Source organism: Clostridium kluyveri (assembly GCF_001902295.1).
Classification (GTDB): Bacteria; Bacillota; Clostridia; order Clostridiales; family Clostridiaceae; genus Clostridium_B; species Clostridium_B kluyveri_B.
Genome location: NZ_CP018335.1, coordinates 314,862 through 331,535 on the forward strand (window position 1 = coordinate 314,862; position 16,674 = coordinate 331,535).

Genomic DNA, 16,674 nt, shown 5'->3' on the forward strand with positions numbered 1-16,674 from the left:
ATGTTTAAAAAATATGATAAGAAAAAGCTGAGAAAAAAACGTCATCTAAGAGTTCGTAAAAAAATTTTTGGAACCAGTGAGGTACCAAGACTTTCAGTATATAGAAGTGAAAAAAATATATATGCTCAAATAATAGATGATATAAAAGGAACAACTCTAGTTTCTGCTTCAAGTGTAGATAAAGATTTCGAAGGTAATGGAAGTAATAAAGAAGCAGCAAAAGTTGTTGGTAAAAGTATAGCTAATAAGGCTATCGAAAAAGGAATTAAAGAAGTAGTTTTTGATAGAGGCGGATATATATATCACGGAAGAGTACAAAATCTTGCAGAAGGAGCAAGAGAAGGTGGATTACAATTTTAAAATAAGGAGGGAAATAAATGAGGATCGATCCTAGCACTTTAAATCTTAAAGAAAAAGTTGTATTCATAAACAGAGTTGCTAAGGTTGTTAAAGGTGGTAGAAATTTTAGATTCAGCGCCCTAGTTGTAGTTGGAGACGAGAATGGTCATGTAGGCGTAGGAACTGGAAAGTCTATAGAAATACCTGAGGCAATTAGAAAAGGAATAGAAGATGCAAAGAAGAATTTGATTGAAGTTCCAATAATTGGGACTACAGTACCACATAATATAACTGGCCAATTTGGAACGGGAAAAGTATTTATAATGACAGCTAGTGAAGGAACAGGAATTATAGCAGGTGGCCCTTCAAGAGCAGTTCTTGAACTTTCAGGATTGAAAGACGTTAGAGCAAAATCTGTTGGTTCCAATAATCCAAGAAATATGGTAAATGCCACTATTGATGGTTTGTCAAAGCTAAAGACAGCAGAACATATAGCTAGTCTTAGAGGTAAAACTGTCGAAGAGATTTTAGGTTAGGAGGGAATATCTTTGGCTAAACTTAAAATAACTTTGAAAAAAAGTTTAATAGGAAGAAAAAAAGATCATATTGCCACTGTTAATGCTCTAGGACTAAAAAAAATAGGAAAAGTTGTAGAACATGAGGATAACCCTCAAATAAAAGGCATGATTAAAAAAGTTAGCTATCTTTTAGAAGTAGAAGAAGTATAGTATAAAGGAGGTGTAAGTTGAATATGAAACTTCATGAGTTAAAACCAGCAGAAGGATCCAGAAAGTCACGTAAGAGAATTGGTAGAGGTACTGGTTCAGGACTTGGAAGAAATGCTGGAAAAGGTGAAAAAGGACAAAAAGCTAGAGCTGGCGGTGGAGTAAGAATAGGATTTGAAGGCGGACAAATGCCACTTTATAGAAGAGTTCCTAAAAGAGGATTTACTAATATATTTGCAAAGCAGTATTCAGAACTAAACGTTGAGAGATTAAATATATTTGAAGATGGAACAGAGATTACACCAGAGCTATTGATAGAGAAAAGAATGATTAGAAAATCTAAAGACGGTTTAAAAATACTTGGAAATGGTGAATTGCAAAAGAAGCTTACAGTAAAGGCAGTTAAATTTACAAAAGCTGCAGCACAAAAAATAGAAGCGGCAGGAGGAAAAGTAGAGGTGATATAATATGCTATCAACCTTGCGTGATGCTTGGAAGGTTCCAGAATTAAGGAAAAGAATACTGTTTACACTACTTATGGTAATAATTTTTAGAGTGGGAAATTTTATTGCTGTTCCAGGGATAGACACTTCCAAGTTAACAGAATTAACTGGCAGTGGCTCATTATTAGGATTTTATGATCTCTTATCAGGAGGTGCATTTAGTAGATTCAGTATATTTGCTATGGGAGTTATTCCGTTTATTAATTCTTCCATTATAATGCAGCTTCTCACCGTTGCAGTACCTCGTTTAGAGCAGTTATCTAAAGAAGGAGAAGAGGGAAGAAAGAAAATACAAGAATACACTAGATATGCCTCAATACCTCTTGGAGTAATTCAAGGATTTAGTATATATGCTCTAATAAGTAGAGCAGGTGCTCTTGTAGAGCCGGGAAATAAATTAAGTATATTTATGATAATATTTACAGTAACTACAGCATCAACTTTTCTTATGTGGCTTGGAGATAAAATTACAGAACATGGTATAGGCAATGGAATTTCTCTCATAATATTTGTGAATATTATTTCTAGATTTCCATCTGCAGTATCAGGAATGTTAAAACTTCAAGAAGTGGAAATAGTTAATTTCGTAGAGACAATAGGATTTATAGCAGTGATAATTTTATTATTGGTGGCAGTAGTGGTCATGAGTTTGTCGGAAAGAAGAATTCCCATACAGTATGCAGGTAAAACCAATGCAGGAAGAATGTATAAAGGTCAATCAACACATATTCCTATTAATGTAAATGGTGCAGCTGTTATTGGAATTATATTTGCTATATCTGTCATGCAATTTCCAATGACTATAGGTCAATTCTGGCCAAATTCTGCTTTTGCCCAATTTGTAACAGCAAGTGCATTCAGTCCATTTAAAGAAAGTAATTGGCAATATCCTGTGCTTTATTTTCTACTGACAATTTTCTTTACATGGTTTTATACAGAGGTAACCCTTAAGCCAGAAGAAATGGCTGAGAATATGAATAAGTCTTCCGGATTTATTCCAGGAATAAGACCAGGAGAACCTACAGCTATATATATAGAACGAGTTTTAGCACGAGTAGCAGTTTTAGGAGGAGCTTTTGCTGGAATAATAGCAATATCTCCTATATTAGCAGAGACGTATACTAATTTTAAGGGTATATATTTTGGTGGAACAGGATTGCTTATTATAGTAAATGTTGCTATTGAAACGGTAAGACAATTGCAGTCACAATTACTGGTACGTCATTATCATGGATTTTTGAATTAAAAAAGTTTGGGGATGGTATAGATGAAAATAATTTTATTAGGTCCTCCAGGAGCAGGAAAAGGAACTCAAGCCAAATTTATTAGTGAAGAGTACTCCATACCTCATATATCTACAGGGGATATTTTTAGAAAAAACATCTCAGATAAGACTCCTCTTGGAATTGAAGCTAAAGAATATTTAGATAAAGGTCAGTTGGTACCTGATGAAGTTACTATAAACATAGTTAAAGACAGATTGAGTGAGGATGATTGTGAAAGTGGATTTTTATTAGATGGATTTCCTAGAACTGTGTATCAGGCTGAAGCTTTAGATTCTTTTTTAAATGCAAATGATAATAAAATAGATATGGTCTTGCTTATAGATGTTCCTAGAGAATTGATTTTTGATAGAATGACAGGTAGGAGAATCTGCCCATCTTGTGGTGCAAGTTATCACGTAAAGTTTAATCCTCCTAAGCTGAAAGATAAGTGTGATATATGTAATAATGATATCATACAGAGAAAAGATGATACAGAATCTACTGTGAAGGATAGATTAGATGTATATGAAAAACAGACAGAACCTTTAATTAATTATTATAAAGAACAAGGTGTGATTTCGGCCATAGAAGGCAGTGGAGAAATAAATCAGGTTTTTCAAAGAGCAAAAAATGCTCTAGGGGCTATTTGTAAATGATAATAATTAAAACAGATAGGGAAATTGAACTTATGAGACGTGCGGGTAGACTTGTAGGTGAAGCATTGTTAGAAATTAAAAATGCAGTAAAGCCAGGAATAACTACTAAAGAATTGGACAGAATTGCAGAGAAGTATATAATAAAACATAAGGCAAAACCATCATTTAAAGGATATTATGGTTTTCCAGCTTCTATATGTACTTCTGTCAATGAAGAAGTAGTTCATGGAATTCCATCTAAAAATAAAGTTTTACGAGAGGGCGATATAATAAGTGTCGATTGTGGAGCAGTACTGGATGGATATCATGGAGATGCGGCAAGGACCTTTGCGGTTGGTAAAGTTTCCCCTGAGGCAGAAAAGTTAATTGAAGTAACAAAAGAAAGCTTTTTTAAGGGTATCGAAAAAGCAGTATTAGGAAATAGATTGACTGATATATCTGCTGCTGTTCAAGAATATGTAGAGGGGTTTGGTTTTTCTGTAGTTAGAGATTATGTGGGCCATGGTATCGGAAGTAATATGCATGAAAAACCTGAAATACCTAATTATGGGAGATCAGGCAGGGGACCTAAACTTGTAAAAGGCATGGCATTGGCTATAGAACCTATGGTAAATATGGGAAGGTATAATGTGAAAACACAATCTAATAATTGGACTGTTGTTACTATGGACGGAAATTTATCAGCCCATTATGAAAATACCATTGCTATTTTGGAAAATGGTCCAGAAATATTGACTTTAATATAAAATGTTAACTTTAATTAAAGTGTTAATATGCTGTTGGTTGATGTTAAATTTGAAGTAAAAAGTTTTTATGGCCAACAATAATAAGGAGGTTTGATTACCTTATGTCAAAAGACGACGTTATTGAAATGCAAGGTACAGTTTTAGAAGCTTTACCTAATGCAATGTTTGAAGTAGAATTAGAAAGCGGACATAAAATATTAGCACATATATCTGGCAAATTAAGAATGAATTTTATAAGGATATTACCGGGTGATAAGGTTACAGTAGAACTTTCTCCTTATGATTTAACTCGTGGGAGAATAACCTGGAGAGCAAAGTAATTTAAGGAGGGTTAGCTATGAAAGTGAGGCCGTCAGTTAAGCCTATATGTGAGAAATGTAAGATCATAAAAAGAAAAGGAAGAGTAATGGTTATCTGTGAAAATCCTAGACATAAACAGAAACAAGGATAGACTATTATAAATTTTAGATAGATGTTCGATGATTTTTAAGTAAAATTATGTTTTCATGATTTATGAAGTAATTATGTTTTAAAGTGCGGCTGTAACAGAATAATAAGTATTTTGTTGGCTTTAAAACTTTATATAATAAACAAACTTAATGCTACAGATTATATAACCAGGAGGTGTAAATTTTAATGGCAAGAATAGCAGGTATTGACCTACCAAAAGAAAAAAGAGTTGAAATAGGTTTAACTTATATATATGGCATAGGATTACCTACTTCTCAAAAAATTTTGAAAGAAACAGGAGTAAATTCAGATACGAGAGTTAGAGATTTGACAGAAGAAGAAGTTAACTTATTAAGAAATTATATAAAGAATCTCAAAATTGAAGGTGACTTAAGAAGAGAAGTAGCACTTAATATAAAGAGATTGATAGAGATAGGTTCATATAGAGGTATAAGGCATAGAAAAGGTCTTCCAGTTAGAGGACAAAAAACAAAAACTAATGCGAGAACTAGAAAAGGACCTAAGAAACTTGTAGGAGCTAAGAAAAAATCTAAATAATTTAAGGAGGGAAAAAGATGGCAGCTGGAAGAGTTAAAAGAACAACTAGAAGAAAAAAGGAAAGAAAAAATGTTGAGCATGGCTGTGCGCACATTAGATCAACATTTAATAACTCAATAGTTACAATTACAGATGCTGCTGGAAATACTTTATCCTGGGCTAGTGCAGGCGGCTTAGGATTTAGAGGTTCTAGAAAAAGTACTCCATTTGCGGCACAGATGGCAGCTGAAACGTCAGCTAAGGCGGCTATGGAACATGGTTTAAAAAGTATTGAAGTATATGTTAAAGGACCGGGATCTGGCAGAGAAGCAGCAATAAGATCACTTCAAGCAGCAGGACTTGAGGTTACTTTAATTAAAGATGTTACTCCAATACCACACAATGGATGCAGACCACCAAAGAGAAGAAGAGTTTAGTTAATAGGAGGTGTAAAATTTAATGGCAAAATATACTGGAGCGGTATGTAGACTCTGCAGGAGAGAAGGTTTAAAATTATTCCTTAAAGGGGATAGATGTTATACAGATAAATGTGGATTTTCAAGGAGAGGCTATGCGCCGGGACAACATGGACAGGGAAGAAAAAAAGTATCCAATTATGGTTTACAGTTAAGAGAAAAACAAAAGTCTAAGAGAATATATGGTTTATTAGAAAAGCAATTTAGAAAATATTATGATAAGGCCGACAGAAAAAAAGGTATAACAGGTGAAAATTTGTTAGTGTTATTAGAAACAAGACTTGATAATGTAGTCTATAAATTGGGTTATGGTCAGTCAAGAACAGAAGCTAGACAATTGGTGACTCATGGACATTTTAAGGTTAATGGAAGAAAGGTGAATATTCCATCTTTCAAAGTGTCAGTGAATGATACTATAGCTGTGAAAGATGGCAGCAAATCGTCAGAAAAATTTAAAACTTTTGCAGAAAACCCAAAGACTTTACCAACTTGGTTAGAAGGAAATATCGAAAATTTTGAAGGAAGGGTTATTAGAGAACCTATGAGAGAAGAAATAGATGTTCCTGTTAACGAAACATTAATTGTAGAGTTGTATAGTAAGTAATTAATTATGGAATCAGTTGCCCTCAGGAGATACATTATTAGATAAATAGAAGGAGGGTTATATTCATGTTAGAAATAGAAAAACCCAAAATAGAATGTGTTGAAACTAGTGAAGATGGTAATTATGGCAAGTTCGTAGTAGAGCCTTTGGAGAGAGGTTATGGTACTACTCTTGGGAATGCTCTTAGAAGAATTCTCCTTTCTTCCCTTCCAGGAGTTGCTGCCAGCCATGTTAAGATAGATGGTGTGCTTCATGAATTTTCGACTGTTCGTGGAGTAAAAGAAGATGTTTCAGAGTTAATTCTAAATATAAAAGAACTGGCCTTAAAAATGAATGGTGATGGTACTAAAACTATATATATAGATGCACAGGGACCTGGAGAGGTTGTTGCAGGGGATATAAAGACTGACGGTGATGTTGAGATAGTTAATGGAGAGCTACATATAGCTACTTTAGATGAAAATAGCAGGCTTTACATGGAAATAACTGTTAATGGAGGTAGAGGATATGTTTCTCAAAGAAGAAATAAGTTTGAGGATATGCCTATAGGTACAATTCCTGTAGATTCCATTTATACTCCTATTAAGAGAGTTAATTTCAATGTGGAGAATACAAGAGTTGGTCAAATAACTGATTATGATAAGTTATCTCTGGAGGTTTGGACTAATGGTACTATATTGCCAGATGAAGCTGTAAGTCTATCGGCTAAGATTCTTATAGAGCATTTTAAATTATTTATGACTCTTACAGATCATGCTAATAATGTTGAAATAATGGTAGAAAAAGAAGAAGACAAAAAAGAAAAAGTTCTTGAAATGGCCATAGAAGAATTAGATCTTTCTGTAAGAAGTTATAATTGTTTAAAGAGAGCTGGAATAAATACAGTACAAGAATTAACTGAGAGAACCATGGATGATATGATGAAAGTTAGAAATTTGGGTAAAAAGTCTCTAGAAGAAGTTGAACAAAAGCTTGATACATTAGGATTATCATTAAAGCAAAATGAAGACTAAAAATTACTAAAATGAACGGATATATATATGTAGTAAGGAGGGATATAAATGGCACAGCATCGTAAGTTAGGACTTCCATCTGATCATAGAAGGGCGATGTTAAGAAATCTAGTTACTAGTTTTTTAAAGCACGGAAAAATACAGACAACAGTAACTAGGGCGAAGGAAGCTAGAAGTTTAGCTGAAAAGATGATTACTCTTGCAAAAAGAGGAGATCTTCATGCTAGAAGACAGGTACTTTCTTTTGTAACTGAGGAGGAAGTTGTAAAAAATTTATTTACTGATATAGCTCCTAAATATGCAGAAAGAAATGGTGGTTATACTAGAATGTATAAGATAGGACCAAGAAGAGGAGACGGAGCAGAGTTAGTTATATTGGAGTTAGTATAAAATTTAAGGGTTAAGTAAAGCTAGCTTAACCCTGTTTTTATATGGAACAAAAGCAAGTTTACCGGGGAATTGGAATCTAAGTAAAAACGAAGATTTGATTTTATCTTATCAAATTAGAGAGGTGTTTTCTGTGGATAAAAATATGATATTATGTAAGGATGTAAGTTATAATTATGAAGATACTGATAAAGAAAATTCAAAATTAGCTGTAGATCATGTTACTTTTGAAGTAAAAAAAGGAGAATTTCTTGTGATCCTTGGAAGGAATGGCTCAGGAAAATCTACTATAGCTAAACACATGAATGCTCTCTTAATTCCCACTGGTGGAAAAGTTTATGTAGAAGATTTTGATACATGTGATGAAAAGAATATATGGAATATAAGAAATAAAGCAGGAATGGTTTTTCAAAATCCAGATAATCAAATAGTTGCCACTATTGTAGAAGAAGATGTAGCTTTTGGACCAGAAAATTTAGGAGTGCTTCCTGAAGAAATAAGATTAAGGGTTGATGATTGTTTAAAGAGAGTAAATATGCAAGAATATAAAAGATATGCACCTCATTTACTTTCAGGTGGCCAAAAGCAGAGGGTAGCTATAGCAGGAGTACTTGCTATGAGGCCGGATTGTATAATATTCGACGAATCTACTGCTATGCTGGATCCTTCAGGACGACGGGAAGTAATGAATACTATAAAAGAAATAAATGGTAAGTATAATATGACAGTAATTTTGATTACACATTATATGGAAGAAGCAGTAGAAGCAAATAGAATAATTGTTATGGATGAGGGAAAAATTATAATGGAGGGTACTCCAAGAAGCATATTTAGTCAGGTGCGCAAGATGAAAGATATGGGACTTGATGTGCCGCAGATGACGGAATTGGCTTATGAACTTAAAGCTAATGGAGTAGATATAAGATCGGATATATTAACTATAGATGAGATGGTGAGTGAATTATGTCGATTAAAATAGAAAATCTAACTCATATATATATGAAAAATTCGCCTTTTGAAAAGAAAGCATTGGATGATGTGAATATTGAAATTATGGATGGGGAGTTTGTTGCTTTAATAGGACATACGGGTTCAGGAAAATCAACATTAATACAGCATATAAATGGATTATTAAAACCAAATTCAGGAAAAATAATAGTAGACGGAGTAGACATAACTGAAAAGAAAATTAATTTAAGTTTTATAAGAAAAAAAATAGGACTTGTATTTCAATATCCTGAATATCAATTATTTGAAGAAACTATAGAAAAAGACATTGCTTTCGGTCCTAAAAATTTGGGATTAAGTGATGATGATATAAATAATAGAGTAAAAAGGGCTATGAATATAGTTGGTCTAAAATATGAGGAATATAAAGATAGATCCCCTTTTGATTTAAGTGGAGGACAAAAAAGAAGAGTTGCTATAGCAGGCGTAGTTGCTATGGAACCTAGAGTTCTTATATTAGATGAGCCTACGGCAGGCCTTGATCCTAAGGGAAGAGATGATATCCTGGGAGAAATAAAAAGTCTGCAAAGAGAATATAAATTGACCATAATATTAGTATCTCATAGTATGGAAGATGTAGCTAAACTTGCAGATAGAATAATTGTAATGCACAATGGAAAGTGTATACTTGATGGGGCTCCGGTACAAGTTTTTAAGGAAATTGATACTTTGGAAAGTGTAGGACTTGCAGTACCTCAGGTGACCTATATGGTAAGAAAGCTTAAAAATGAAGGAATAAATATATCAGAAGACATATTTACTATAGAACAGGCAAAAGAAGAAATACTCAGATTACTAAATAAAGGTTAGGAGAGCTATGAAATGATTAAAGATATTACAATAGGCCAATATGTACCTGGTGATTCTTTTATACATAAATTAGATCCAAGAGTTAAGATATTAATATCTTTAATATACATCGTGGATTTATTTATAGTAAATAGTTTTAAAGGATACATATTTATAGTAGTATTTACCCTGATTTCAATACTTGTGTCCAAAGTGCAATTTACATATATATATAAAGGTCTTAAACCTATATTTATATTGGTTCTTATAACTGCAGTATTAAATATATTTATGACTGGAGGGGCTAATCCGCCCTTGTTTAAATGGAGATTTTTAGTAGTGTATAGAGAAGGTCTTATTATGGCTGCATTTATGGCATTAAGGCTTGTGTTTTTAATTATAGGAACATCGTTACTGACTTTGACTACTTCTCCTATTGAATTGACTGATGGAATAGAGAAACTTTTAAAGCCGGTAAGTAGAATAGGAGTACCTTCTCATGAATTAGCTATGATGATGACTATAGCATTAAGGTTTATACCTACTTTAATGGATGAGACAGATAAAATAATGAAAGCACAAATCGCAAGAGGAGCCGATTTAGAGTCGGGAAATCTTATACAGAAAGCTAAAAATTTAGTTCCTATTTTAGTTCCGCTTTTCATAAGTTCTTTTAGGAGAGCTGATGAATTAGCTATGGCCATGGAAGCCAGATGTTACAGAGGAGGAGAGGGCAGAACTAGAATGAAAGAGCTTAAATTAAGCAATAAGGACTTTATAGCTTCCTTATGCACCTTAGTGTTAGTCTGCATTTCCATATTGAGTAGAATATGGTGGGGCAAGTGAAAAATATAAAATTGGTTATAGAATATGATGGTACAAATTATTCTGGATGGCAGAGACAGTATAATGCTATTACTATTCAACAGAGATTAGAAGAGGCAATTGAAAAAGCTACAGGTGAATTTTCACCAGTTATCGGTTCTAGTAGAACAGATGCAGGTGTACATGCCAGGGGATTTGTATGTAATTTCTTTACTGCCAGTAAAATACCTATCTCAAATATTAAAATGGTGTTAAATACATTATTACCTGAAGATATAGCTGTATTGGATTCAAAAGAGGTAGATAGTAGTTTCCATTCTAGATATTTTACAACAGGCAAAGAGTATAGTTATACCATAGTAACAGGAGACAGACCACCAGTTATTGGACGGCAATATGTGTACTATTTTAGAAGAAAATTGGATATAGAAAAAATAAAGAATTCATGTGAGTATTTTATAGGGACTCATGATTTTTCTGCATTTAAAAAAAAAGGAAGTTCAGCCAGATCTTCTGTTAGAACTATAAAAAAACTGACTGTTTTAAAAGAAAAAAATTTAATTAAATTTAATATTGTTGGAGATGGATTTTTATATAATATGGTGAGAATAATAGTGGGTACTCTTTTAGAAGTAGGATTAGGAAGGTTTAGTGTAGAATATGTGGAAGATATTTTAGAATCTAAGGACAGATCAAAGGCAGGAAAGCCTGTACCAGCTAGAGGGCTCTGCTTGGAAAAAGTATTTTATTAGATTGACACGCCAGGAGCATTGTATTATAATATAAATGTTTGTATTTTGAGTATAAAGGATTCATTAGCCCCGGATCTTTATATAGAGAATAAGTATATTCAAGTTTTATAAATTTCATTTTTGTAAGATTAGAGATAAGAGAGGAGTTGAAAACCGTTAATCACATAACGGGAAAGCCATGAAATCATATATAGCAAAAGCTGAACAGATTGAAAGAAAATGGTATATTGTTGATGCTGCCGGAAGGCCCCTCGGAAGAGTGGCAAGTCAGGTTGCTTCAGTGTTAAGAGGTAAACACAAGCCTATATTTACACCACATGTGGATACAGGTGATTTTGTAATAGTAATAAATTCTGAAAAAGTACTTTTGACTGGTAAAAAATTAGATCAAAAGATGATGAGGCATCATTCATTATATCCAGGTGGATTAAAAGAAACTCCATATAGAGAAGCTTTAAATAAGAAACCAGAATTTGTATTTGAAGAAGCTGTAAGAAGAATGCTTCCAAAGGGAGTATTGGGAAGAAAGATGTTGAAAAAATTAAAAGTATATAGAGGTGCTGAGCATAATAATGAAGCTCAAAAACCAGAAGTATTGGAATTAAAATATTAGGGTAAAGCTGGAAGGAGGATGAAAAATGGCTAAAGTTCAATATTTTGGTACGGGAAGAAGAAAAAAGTCAATAGCAAGAGTTAGGCTTGTTCCAGGCGAAGGCAAGGTAACTGTAAATAAGAGAAGCATAGAAGAATATTTTGGATTAGAAACTTTAAGGGTTATAGTTAACCAACCATTGGTTTTAACTTCAACAAATGGAAAGTTTGATGTATTGGTAAATGTTCATGGAGGAGGATTTACCGGTCAGGCTGGAGCTATAAGACATGGAATATCAAGAGCTCTTTTAAAAGCAGATGAAAATTTGAGATTAGAACTTAAAAAAGCTGGATTTTTAACAAGAGACCCAAGAATGAAGGAAAGAAAGAAGTATGGATTGAAAAAAGCAAGAAGAGCGCCTCAGTTCTCAAAGAGATAAAGAAGATACATATGAATTATATGATTTATATCATACAATTCATTATCTTAGGTTCACAATATAAGAAATTAAAATTAAGAGGTTGTAATTTAGATTTTAATGATCTAAATTACAGCCTCTATTTTTTTGCGACATTGTAAATGAATTATATATGGAATTTCTTAATATATAAATTTAAATTGTTATTTAATTATAAAAATATATTAATAACTTTTAAATCCTTAGGTAAAAATATATATGTTGAAATAATTATAGGGAGTGAGTTTTTTGAGGGGAAAAAATATAGGCTTTGTATTTACTGTAACTTTAACGCTAATATTTATTTTTATATTAAATAATATATATACACCTTTGGGATTAAGTGGTAATAATATTGTTGAAGCTGTAGAGAAGGAGAGTATTACAGTACTCTTAGATCCTGGGCATGGGGGAATAGACAGTGGGGGTGTATCAAAAGATGGTATAATGGAAAAAGATATAAATTTAAAAATAAGTAATAAACTCAAGGACAAGTTATTGCAAAGAGGATATAAAGTGGTTATGACACGATATGAGGATAAAGGCCTTTATACAGATTGTGGAAGGATAAGGAAGAAGAAGATAGAGGATTTGGATAATAGGTGCAAGTTGAAAGAGGATTCTAAATGTAATATATTTATAAGTATACATTTAAATATGTTTCCTCAGTCTAAATATTATGGTGCTCAAGTGTGGTATTCTAAAAATGAAAATAGCAAAAGATTTGCTGGTATTCTTCAGAAGAATTTAGTTAATGATTTAGATAATAGTAATAATAGAAAAGAAAAAGCAGCTTTTGATTCCTATAAAGTATTAAGGTGCAAAGACAGTATGCCTTCAGTATTAGTAGAATGTGGCTTTCTATCTAACACTGAAGAAAAAAATAAATTGTTAAAGGATGAATATCAGGATAAAATAGCAGAATGTATAAAAAAATCTATTGATGAATATTATTCCTTAAATTAAGGACTAAGAATATTTGATTTGTGATTTAGGAAAAGTAAGACTGCAGTACTTAAATATAGGTAACTGCAGTTATTGAATTATATGCGAAAAGGATACTTACCAGGTCATATAGTGTAATTTAGCTTGTATTATTATGTTCCATATAATATTAAAAATAAAATATTTTATTCACAAATCCTCTTGATTGTAATAGTATTTAAAGAATATTGATATTTATCTTGCACTATGCTAACATTTAGGTAAAGAAATGGGTTTATACAATAGTAATAGTTCAGTAGTTTTGAGGTGAGTACCATAGACATTAAAATAAATAAGGACAGCAGTGTCCCGCTCTATTTACAAATTAAAAAACAAATAATAAATTTATTAAAAAGAAATATTTTAAAAGTAGGTGATAAGATGCCTACAGAAAGGGAATTATCTGACAAGCTTAAGGTAAGTAGAAATACCATAAGTACAGCTTATAATGAATTAGAACAGGAAGGCATCTTGAGATCCTATCAAGGAAGAGGAACTTTCGTTGAAGGAGAATTGAATGTTTGGAAAATTCAGAATATAAAACAAAAAATAATAAAATTTATAGATCTTGGATTTGAAGAAGCAGTAAGAATAGGAATGGATGTGGATGAATTTTTAGAAGTTATCACTCAAAGAGTAAGAGAAAAAAGAGATTTTATGAGTAAGGTGACTGCTATATATGTGGAGTGTAATATTGAACAAGCTGAAATATTTGGAAAACAACTTATGGAAAATACAGATATGAATATAATTTCTATTACACTTGAGGATATAAGTAAAGGTAGTAATGAAATTAATAAAGCTATAGAAAAAAGTCAGGTTATAATAACTACATTTAATCATGTCAGTGAAGTAACTATGTTAGCTAAAAAGTTTCAGAAAGAAATAATAGGAGTGTCAATAAATGTAGACTTAGAGACTATAGTTAAGATTGCAAGGTATCCTGAAGAAACCAAATTTGCATTTATTTGTATATCAAATGAATTCATGTTTAAGGCTAGGGGGGCACTTGAAAAGGCTGGACTTCACAATATAAATATGCAATTTACCAATACTATGAATAAGCAGGAGCTTTTAAAGATAATAAATAGTTCGGATGTATTAGTAGTATCCCCAGGGAGATATAAAGATGTTAAGTCATATGATGTAAATCATAAACATATAATGAAATTTTTATATAATGTAGATGATAATTCTATAAGGGATTTAAAATCAAAAATAATTGAGCTTAAATACAATAAATGATAATTTTAAGGATACTTTTATGTATTAAGCAAATATAATTATAATGTAATAGATTTATTAAGTTTAAAAGGTCATAGAGTGTAATAAGTTAAAATATAGAGGGGAATAGGTATGAAATTAAAAAATGAAAAATGGCCGGAAGAATATTTTTTTAAAACTAGAAATAAAATATTAAGTTATAATATTAAAAGTGCTGTGGATTATTTAAGAAAGGTGCCAGATCATAAAAATTTTTCGAAGAGACTTATGGCAGCAAAAGAGGATTTCATAACTTTAATACAACCAGGAATGGCTAACATACCAGAGGAACAGCTTGGAGCATTAAAATATTTACAAGATGAAGGCAGACCAGACCTACTTTTGGTCAGTATGCACAATAGCACAGCGCAAAATGAAAATGATAGCTCTTCAAATTTAAAATACTTTATTGAAGAATGTAAAGAAATATGTGAATCCGTTGATTTGCCTATTCAAGGTATATATAATACTTTTGATTGTAAGCTCCTAGCAGAAATAATTTGTTTATGTGGTTTTACATCTAGTCAAGGAGGAGCAATATCTCATAATATGCTTAATGCAGCAAATATACCTATAGAAAAATCTATTCTAGACTGGCAATATTGCGATAGATTAGTCGGATTTTATGAAGAACAGGGTATATCCATAAATAAGGAGACTTTTGGAGTGGCTAACTATCATGCTTTGATTCCTCCGAGTATTTCAAATGCAGTATCTATAATAGAAGGACTGCTTGCAGCAGAACAAGGTGTTAAGAATATAACCGTAGGAATAACACAAGGGGGAAATTTGATTCAGGATATAGCATCTATAAAAGCCTTAGAAGAACAGATAGAGGAATATATGAAAGATTATGGATATAAAGATGTTTATATAACTACATCATTTCATCAAAGTATGTTGAAATCTTCAAAGGATGAAGGGAAGAACTTTGGAATTACATCTGTAGGAACAGTTACAGCAGTTTTAGCAGGAGCTACAAAGGTTGTAATAAAGACCTCTAAATTAACTAAAGAAGTTAATAGTGCCATAATACGTGCTGCAAAAATGCCAGTAGATATTTTAGGTGGACAAAGGCTTGCCATGTCCAAGGAATTAGAAACAGAGGTAGTTATAATTAAAGCGGAAGTAAAGTGTATATTAGACAAGGTTTTAGAATTGGGAAGGGGAGATCTAGCTGTAGGAGTGGTAAAAGCTTTTGAAAATGGGGTCATAGATATTCCTGTGGCTTCTGATAGACATTATAATAAAGATGGAAGAATGACTTCTGCCAGAGATAACACAGGAGCAATAAGGTATATGAGATTTGGTAATATACCTTTTACACAAGAACTAAAAAATTTTAATAAGAGAAAGATGGAAGGTAAAAATAAATTTTAAAATAATCTGATCAACATATTAAGGGGGAACAGTGTTAAATTATGAGAGAGATACATATATCTGATATAGTAAAAGCTGTAAGGAAACTTTGCATAGATGCCAACTATTATCTTCCAGATGATGTTAAAGAAGAAATAAAAAAGTATGCAGAAGAAGAAAATTGGCCTATGGCAAAAGATATTCTGTATAAGATACTTAAGAATGTAAATATATGCAATAATGAAAATGTACCTATGTGTCAGGATACAGGAATGGCCTGTGTGTTTATAAAAATTGGGCAGGATGTTCACGTAGTGGGTGGAAGTATAGAAGATGCTGTAAATGAAGGAGTCAGGCAGGGATATATAGAAGGGTACTTAAGAAAGTCCATAGTTTGCGATCCTTTAAATAGGATAAATACTAGAGATAATACTCCAGCAGTAATATGTTATGAAATAGTTGCAGGAGATAAATTTAATATAACAGTGGCTCCCAAAGGATTTGGCTCGGAAAATATGAGTCAGATTAAAATGTTAAAACCAGCAGATGGAATAGAGGGAGTCAAGGATTTTATAGTAGATGTGGTGAAAGAGGCGGGAGCCAACCCCTGTCCCCCTATAGTGGTTGGCGTAGGTATAGGAGGTACCTTTGACAAGGCTGCCAATCTTGCTAAAAAAGCACTTGTAAGACCTTTGTCTTTAAGAAATAAAAATAAATTTTATAAAGATTTAGAAGAAGAGCTTTTAGTTAAAATAAATTCTCTTGGAATAGGTCCTCAGGGATTTGGAGGTAAAACTACAGCTCTTGCAGTAAATATAGAAACTTATCCCACACATATAGCGGGATTACCTGTGGCAGTAAATATAAATTGTCATGTTACAAGACATAAAGAAATGGAATTATAATATTTAGTGATGATAGGAGTTGAAAAAGTCGTTCAGTTG

General features: G+C 32.3%; 24 protein-coding genes. All 24 read left to right on the forward strand.

The genetic code is table 11. The annotated features are described in order from the left end of the window. The 24 genes from rplR (at nucleotide 1) to BS101_RS01935 (ending at nucleotide 16,635) form a co-directional block, all read left to right on the forward strand. The gene (gene rplR, locus BS101_RS01820) at nucleotides 1-360 is read left to right on the forward strand and encodes a 50S ribosomal protein L18 (protein ID WP_073537265.1); all 360 of its coding nucleotides are present in this window, start codon (nucleotides 1-3) and stop codon (nucleotides 358-360) included. 17 nt (nucleotides 361-377) lie between these two features. After that, a complete protein-coding gene (gene rpsE / locus BS101_RS01825; protein ID WP_011988820.1) occupies nucleotides 378-875 on the forward strand; it encodes a 30S ribosomal protein S5 in 498 nt (165 codons plus the stop codon). A gap of 12 nt (nucleotides 876-887) precedes the next feature. Then, nucleotides 888-1,067: a 50S ribosomal protein L30 gene (gene rpmD, locus BS101_RS01830; RefSeq protein WP_011988821.1), complete on the forward strand. Its 180-nt coding sequence runs from the start codon at nucleotides 888-890 to the stop codon at nucleotides 1,065-1,067. A gap of 23 nt (nucleotides 1,068-1,090) precedes the next feature. Next, the gene (rplO, locus tag BS101_RS01835; protein WP_011988822.1) at nucleotides 1,091-1,531 is read left to right on the forward strand and encodes a 50S ribosomal protein L15; all 441 of its coding nucleotides are present in this window, start codon (nucleotides 1,091-1,093) and stop codon (nucleotides 1,529-1,531) included. 1 nt (nucleotide 1,532) lies between these two features. Next, nucleotides 1,533-2,813: a preprotein translocase subunit SecY gene (secY, locus tag BS101_RS01840; protein WP_073537266.1), complete on the forward strand. Its 1,281-nt coding sequence runs from the start codon at nucleotides 1,533-1,535 to the stop codon at nucleotides 2,811-2,813. A 21-nt stretch (nucleotides 2,814-2,834) separates the two neighbouring features. Beyond that, complete coding sequence (locus BS101_RS01845) at nucleotides 2,835-3,488, forward strand: adenylate kinase (RefSeq protein WP_073537267.1); 654 nt, start codon at nucleotides 2,835-2,837, stop codon at nucleotides 3,486-3,488. After that, on the forward strand, nucleotides 3,485-4,234 hold the full coding sequence (map, locus tag BS101_RS01850; protein WP_073537268.1) for a type I methionyl aminopeptidase: 750 nt from the start codon (nucleotides 3,485-3,487) through the stop codon (nucleotides 4,232-4,234). Before BS101_RS01845 ends, map begins: the two co-directional genes overlap by 4 nt. A gap of 101 nt (nucleotides 4,235-4,335) precedes the next feature. Beyond that, a complete protein-coding gene (infA, locus tag BS101_RS01855; RefSeq protein WP_011988826.1) occupies nucleotides 4,336-4,554 on the forward strand; it encodes a translation initiation factor IF-1 in 219 nt (72 codons plus the stop codon). A gap of 17 nt (nucleotides 4,555-4,571) precedes the next feature. Further along, nucleotides 4,572-4,685, forward strand: coding sequence for a 50S ribosomal protein L36 (rpmJ, locus tag BS101_RS01860; protein ID WP_011988827.1), 114 nt, complete (start codon nucleotides 4,572-4,574; stop codon nucleotides 4,683-4,685). Nucleotides 4,686-4,870: 185 nt separating this feature from the next. After that, entirely contained in the window at nucleotides 4,871-5,242 is a 372-nt protein-coding gene (gene rpsM, locus BS101_RS01865) for a 30S ribosomal protein S13 (protein ID WP_073537269.1), read from the forward strand. A 17-nt stretch (nucleotides 5,243-5,259) separates the two neighbouring features. Continuing rightward, complete coding sequence (rpsK, locus tag BS101_RS01870; protein ID WP_011988829.1) at nucleotides 5,260-5,658, forward strand: 30S ribosomal protein S11; 399 nt, start codon at nucleotides 5,260-5,262, stop codon at nucleotides 5,656-5,658. A gap of 22 nt (nucleotides 5,659-5,680) precedes the next feature. Further along, on the forward strand, nucleotides 5,681-6,301 hold the full coding sequence (gene rpsD, locus BS101_RS01875) for a 30S ribosomal protein S4 (RefSeq protein WP_073537270.1): 621 nt from the start codon (nucleotides 5,681-5,683) through the stop codon (nucleotides 6,299-6,301). Between the two features lie 65 nt (nucleotides 6,302-6,366). Next, entirely contained in the window at nucleotides 6,367-7,314 is a 948-nt protein-coding gene (locus BS101_RS01880) for a DNA-directed RNA polymerase subunit alpha (protein WP_073537271.1), read from the forward strand. Nucleotides 7,315-7,362: 48 nt separating this feature from the next. Beyond that, nucleotides 7,363-7,704, forward strand: a complete 342-nt coding sequence (gene rplQ / locus BS101_RS01885) for a 50S ribosomal protein L17 (protein ID WP_073537272.1) — start codon at nucleotides 7,363-7,365, stop codon at nucleotides 7,702-7,704. A gap of 130 nt (nucleotides 7,705-7,834) precedes the next feature. Continuing rightward, complete coding sequence (locus tag BS101_RS01890) at nucleotides 7,835-8,680, forward strand: energy-coupling factor transporter ATPase (protein ID WP_073537273.1); 846 nt, start codon at nucleotides 7,835-7,837, stop codon at nucleotides 8,678-8,680. Further along, a complete protein-coding gene (locus BS101_RS01895; RefSeq protein WP_073537274.1) occupies nucleotides 8,665-9,519 on the forward strand; it encodes an energy-coupling factor transporter ATPase in 855 nt (284 codons plus the stop codon). The genes BS101_RS01890 and BS101_RS01895 overlap by 16 nt, the downstream gene beginning before the upstream one ends. A gap of 12 nt (nucleotides 9,520-9,531) precedes the next feature. Further along, the gene (locus BS101_RS01900; protein WP_073537275.1) at nucleotides 9,532-10,344 is read left to right on the forward strand and encodes an energy-coupling factor transporter transmembrane component T family protein; all 813 of its coding nucleotides are present in this window, start codon (nucleotides 9,532-9,534) and stop codon (nucleotides 10,342-10,344) included. After that, nucleotides 10,341-11,075 carry a tRNA pseudouridine(38-40) synthase TruA gene (gene truA, locus BS101_RS01905; protein WP_073537276.1) on the forward strand — a complete coding sequence of 245 codons (735 nt, stop codon included), beginning with the start codon at nucleotides 10,341-10,343 and terminating at the stop codon, nucleotides 11,073-11,075. Before BS101_RS01900 ends, truA begins: the two co-directional genes overlap by 4 nt. Nucleotides 11,076-11,253: 178 nt before the next feature. Then, entirely contained in the window at nucleotides 11,254-11,688 is a 435-nt protein-coding gene (gene rplM, locus BS101_RS01910) for a 50S ribosomal protein L13 (RefSeq protein ID WP_073537277.1), read from the forward strand. A gap of 25 nt (nucleotides 11,689-11,713) precedes the next feature. Then, nucleotides 11,714-12,106: a 30S ribosomal protein S9 gene (gene rpsI / locus BS101_RS01915; RefSeq protein ID WP_073537278.1), complete on the forward strand. Its 393-nt coding sequence runs from the start codon at nucleotides 11,714-11,716 to the stop codon at nucleotides 12,104-12,106. A 258-nt stretch (nucleotides 12,107-12,364) separates the two neighbouring features. After that, the gene (gene cwlD, locus BS101_RS01920) at nucleotides 12,365-13,090 is read left to right on the forward strand and encodes an N-acetylmuramoyl-L-alanine amidase CwlD (protein ID WP_156875985.1); all 726 of its coding nucleotides are present in this window, start codon (nucleotides 12,365-12,367) and stop codon (nucleotides 13,088-13,090) included. Between the two features lie 285 nt (nucleotides 13,091-13,375). Then, entirely contained in the window at nucleotides 13,376-14,353 is a 978-nt protein-coding gene (locus BS101_RS01925) for a GntR family transcriptional regulator (RefSeq protein WP_073537280.1), read from the forward strand. Between the two features lie 111 nt (nucleotides 14,354-14,464). Beyond that, entirely contained in the window at nucleotides 14,465-15,751 is a 1,287-nt protein-coding gene (locus BS101_RS01930) for a methylaspartate mutase subunit E (protein WP_073537281.1), read from the forward strand. Between the two features lie 41 nt (nucleotides 15,752-15,792). Continuing rightward, on the forward strand, nucleotides 15,793-16,635 hold the full coding sequence (locus BS101_RS01935; protein ID WP_073537282.1) for a fumarate hydratase: 843 nt from the start codon (nucleotides 15,793-15,795) through the stop codon (nucleotides 16,633-16,635). Nucleotides 16,636-16,674 lie beyond the last annotated feature (39 nt).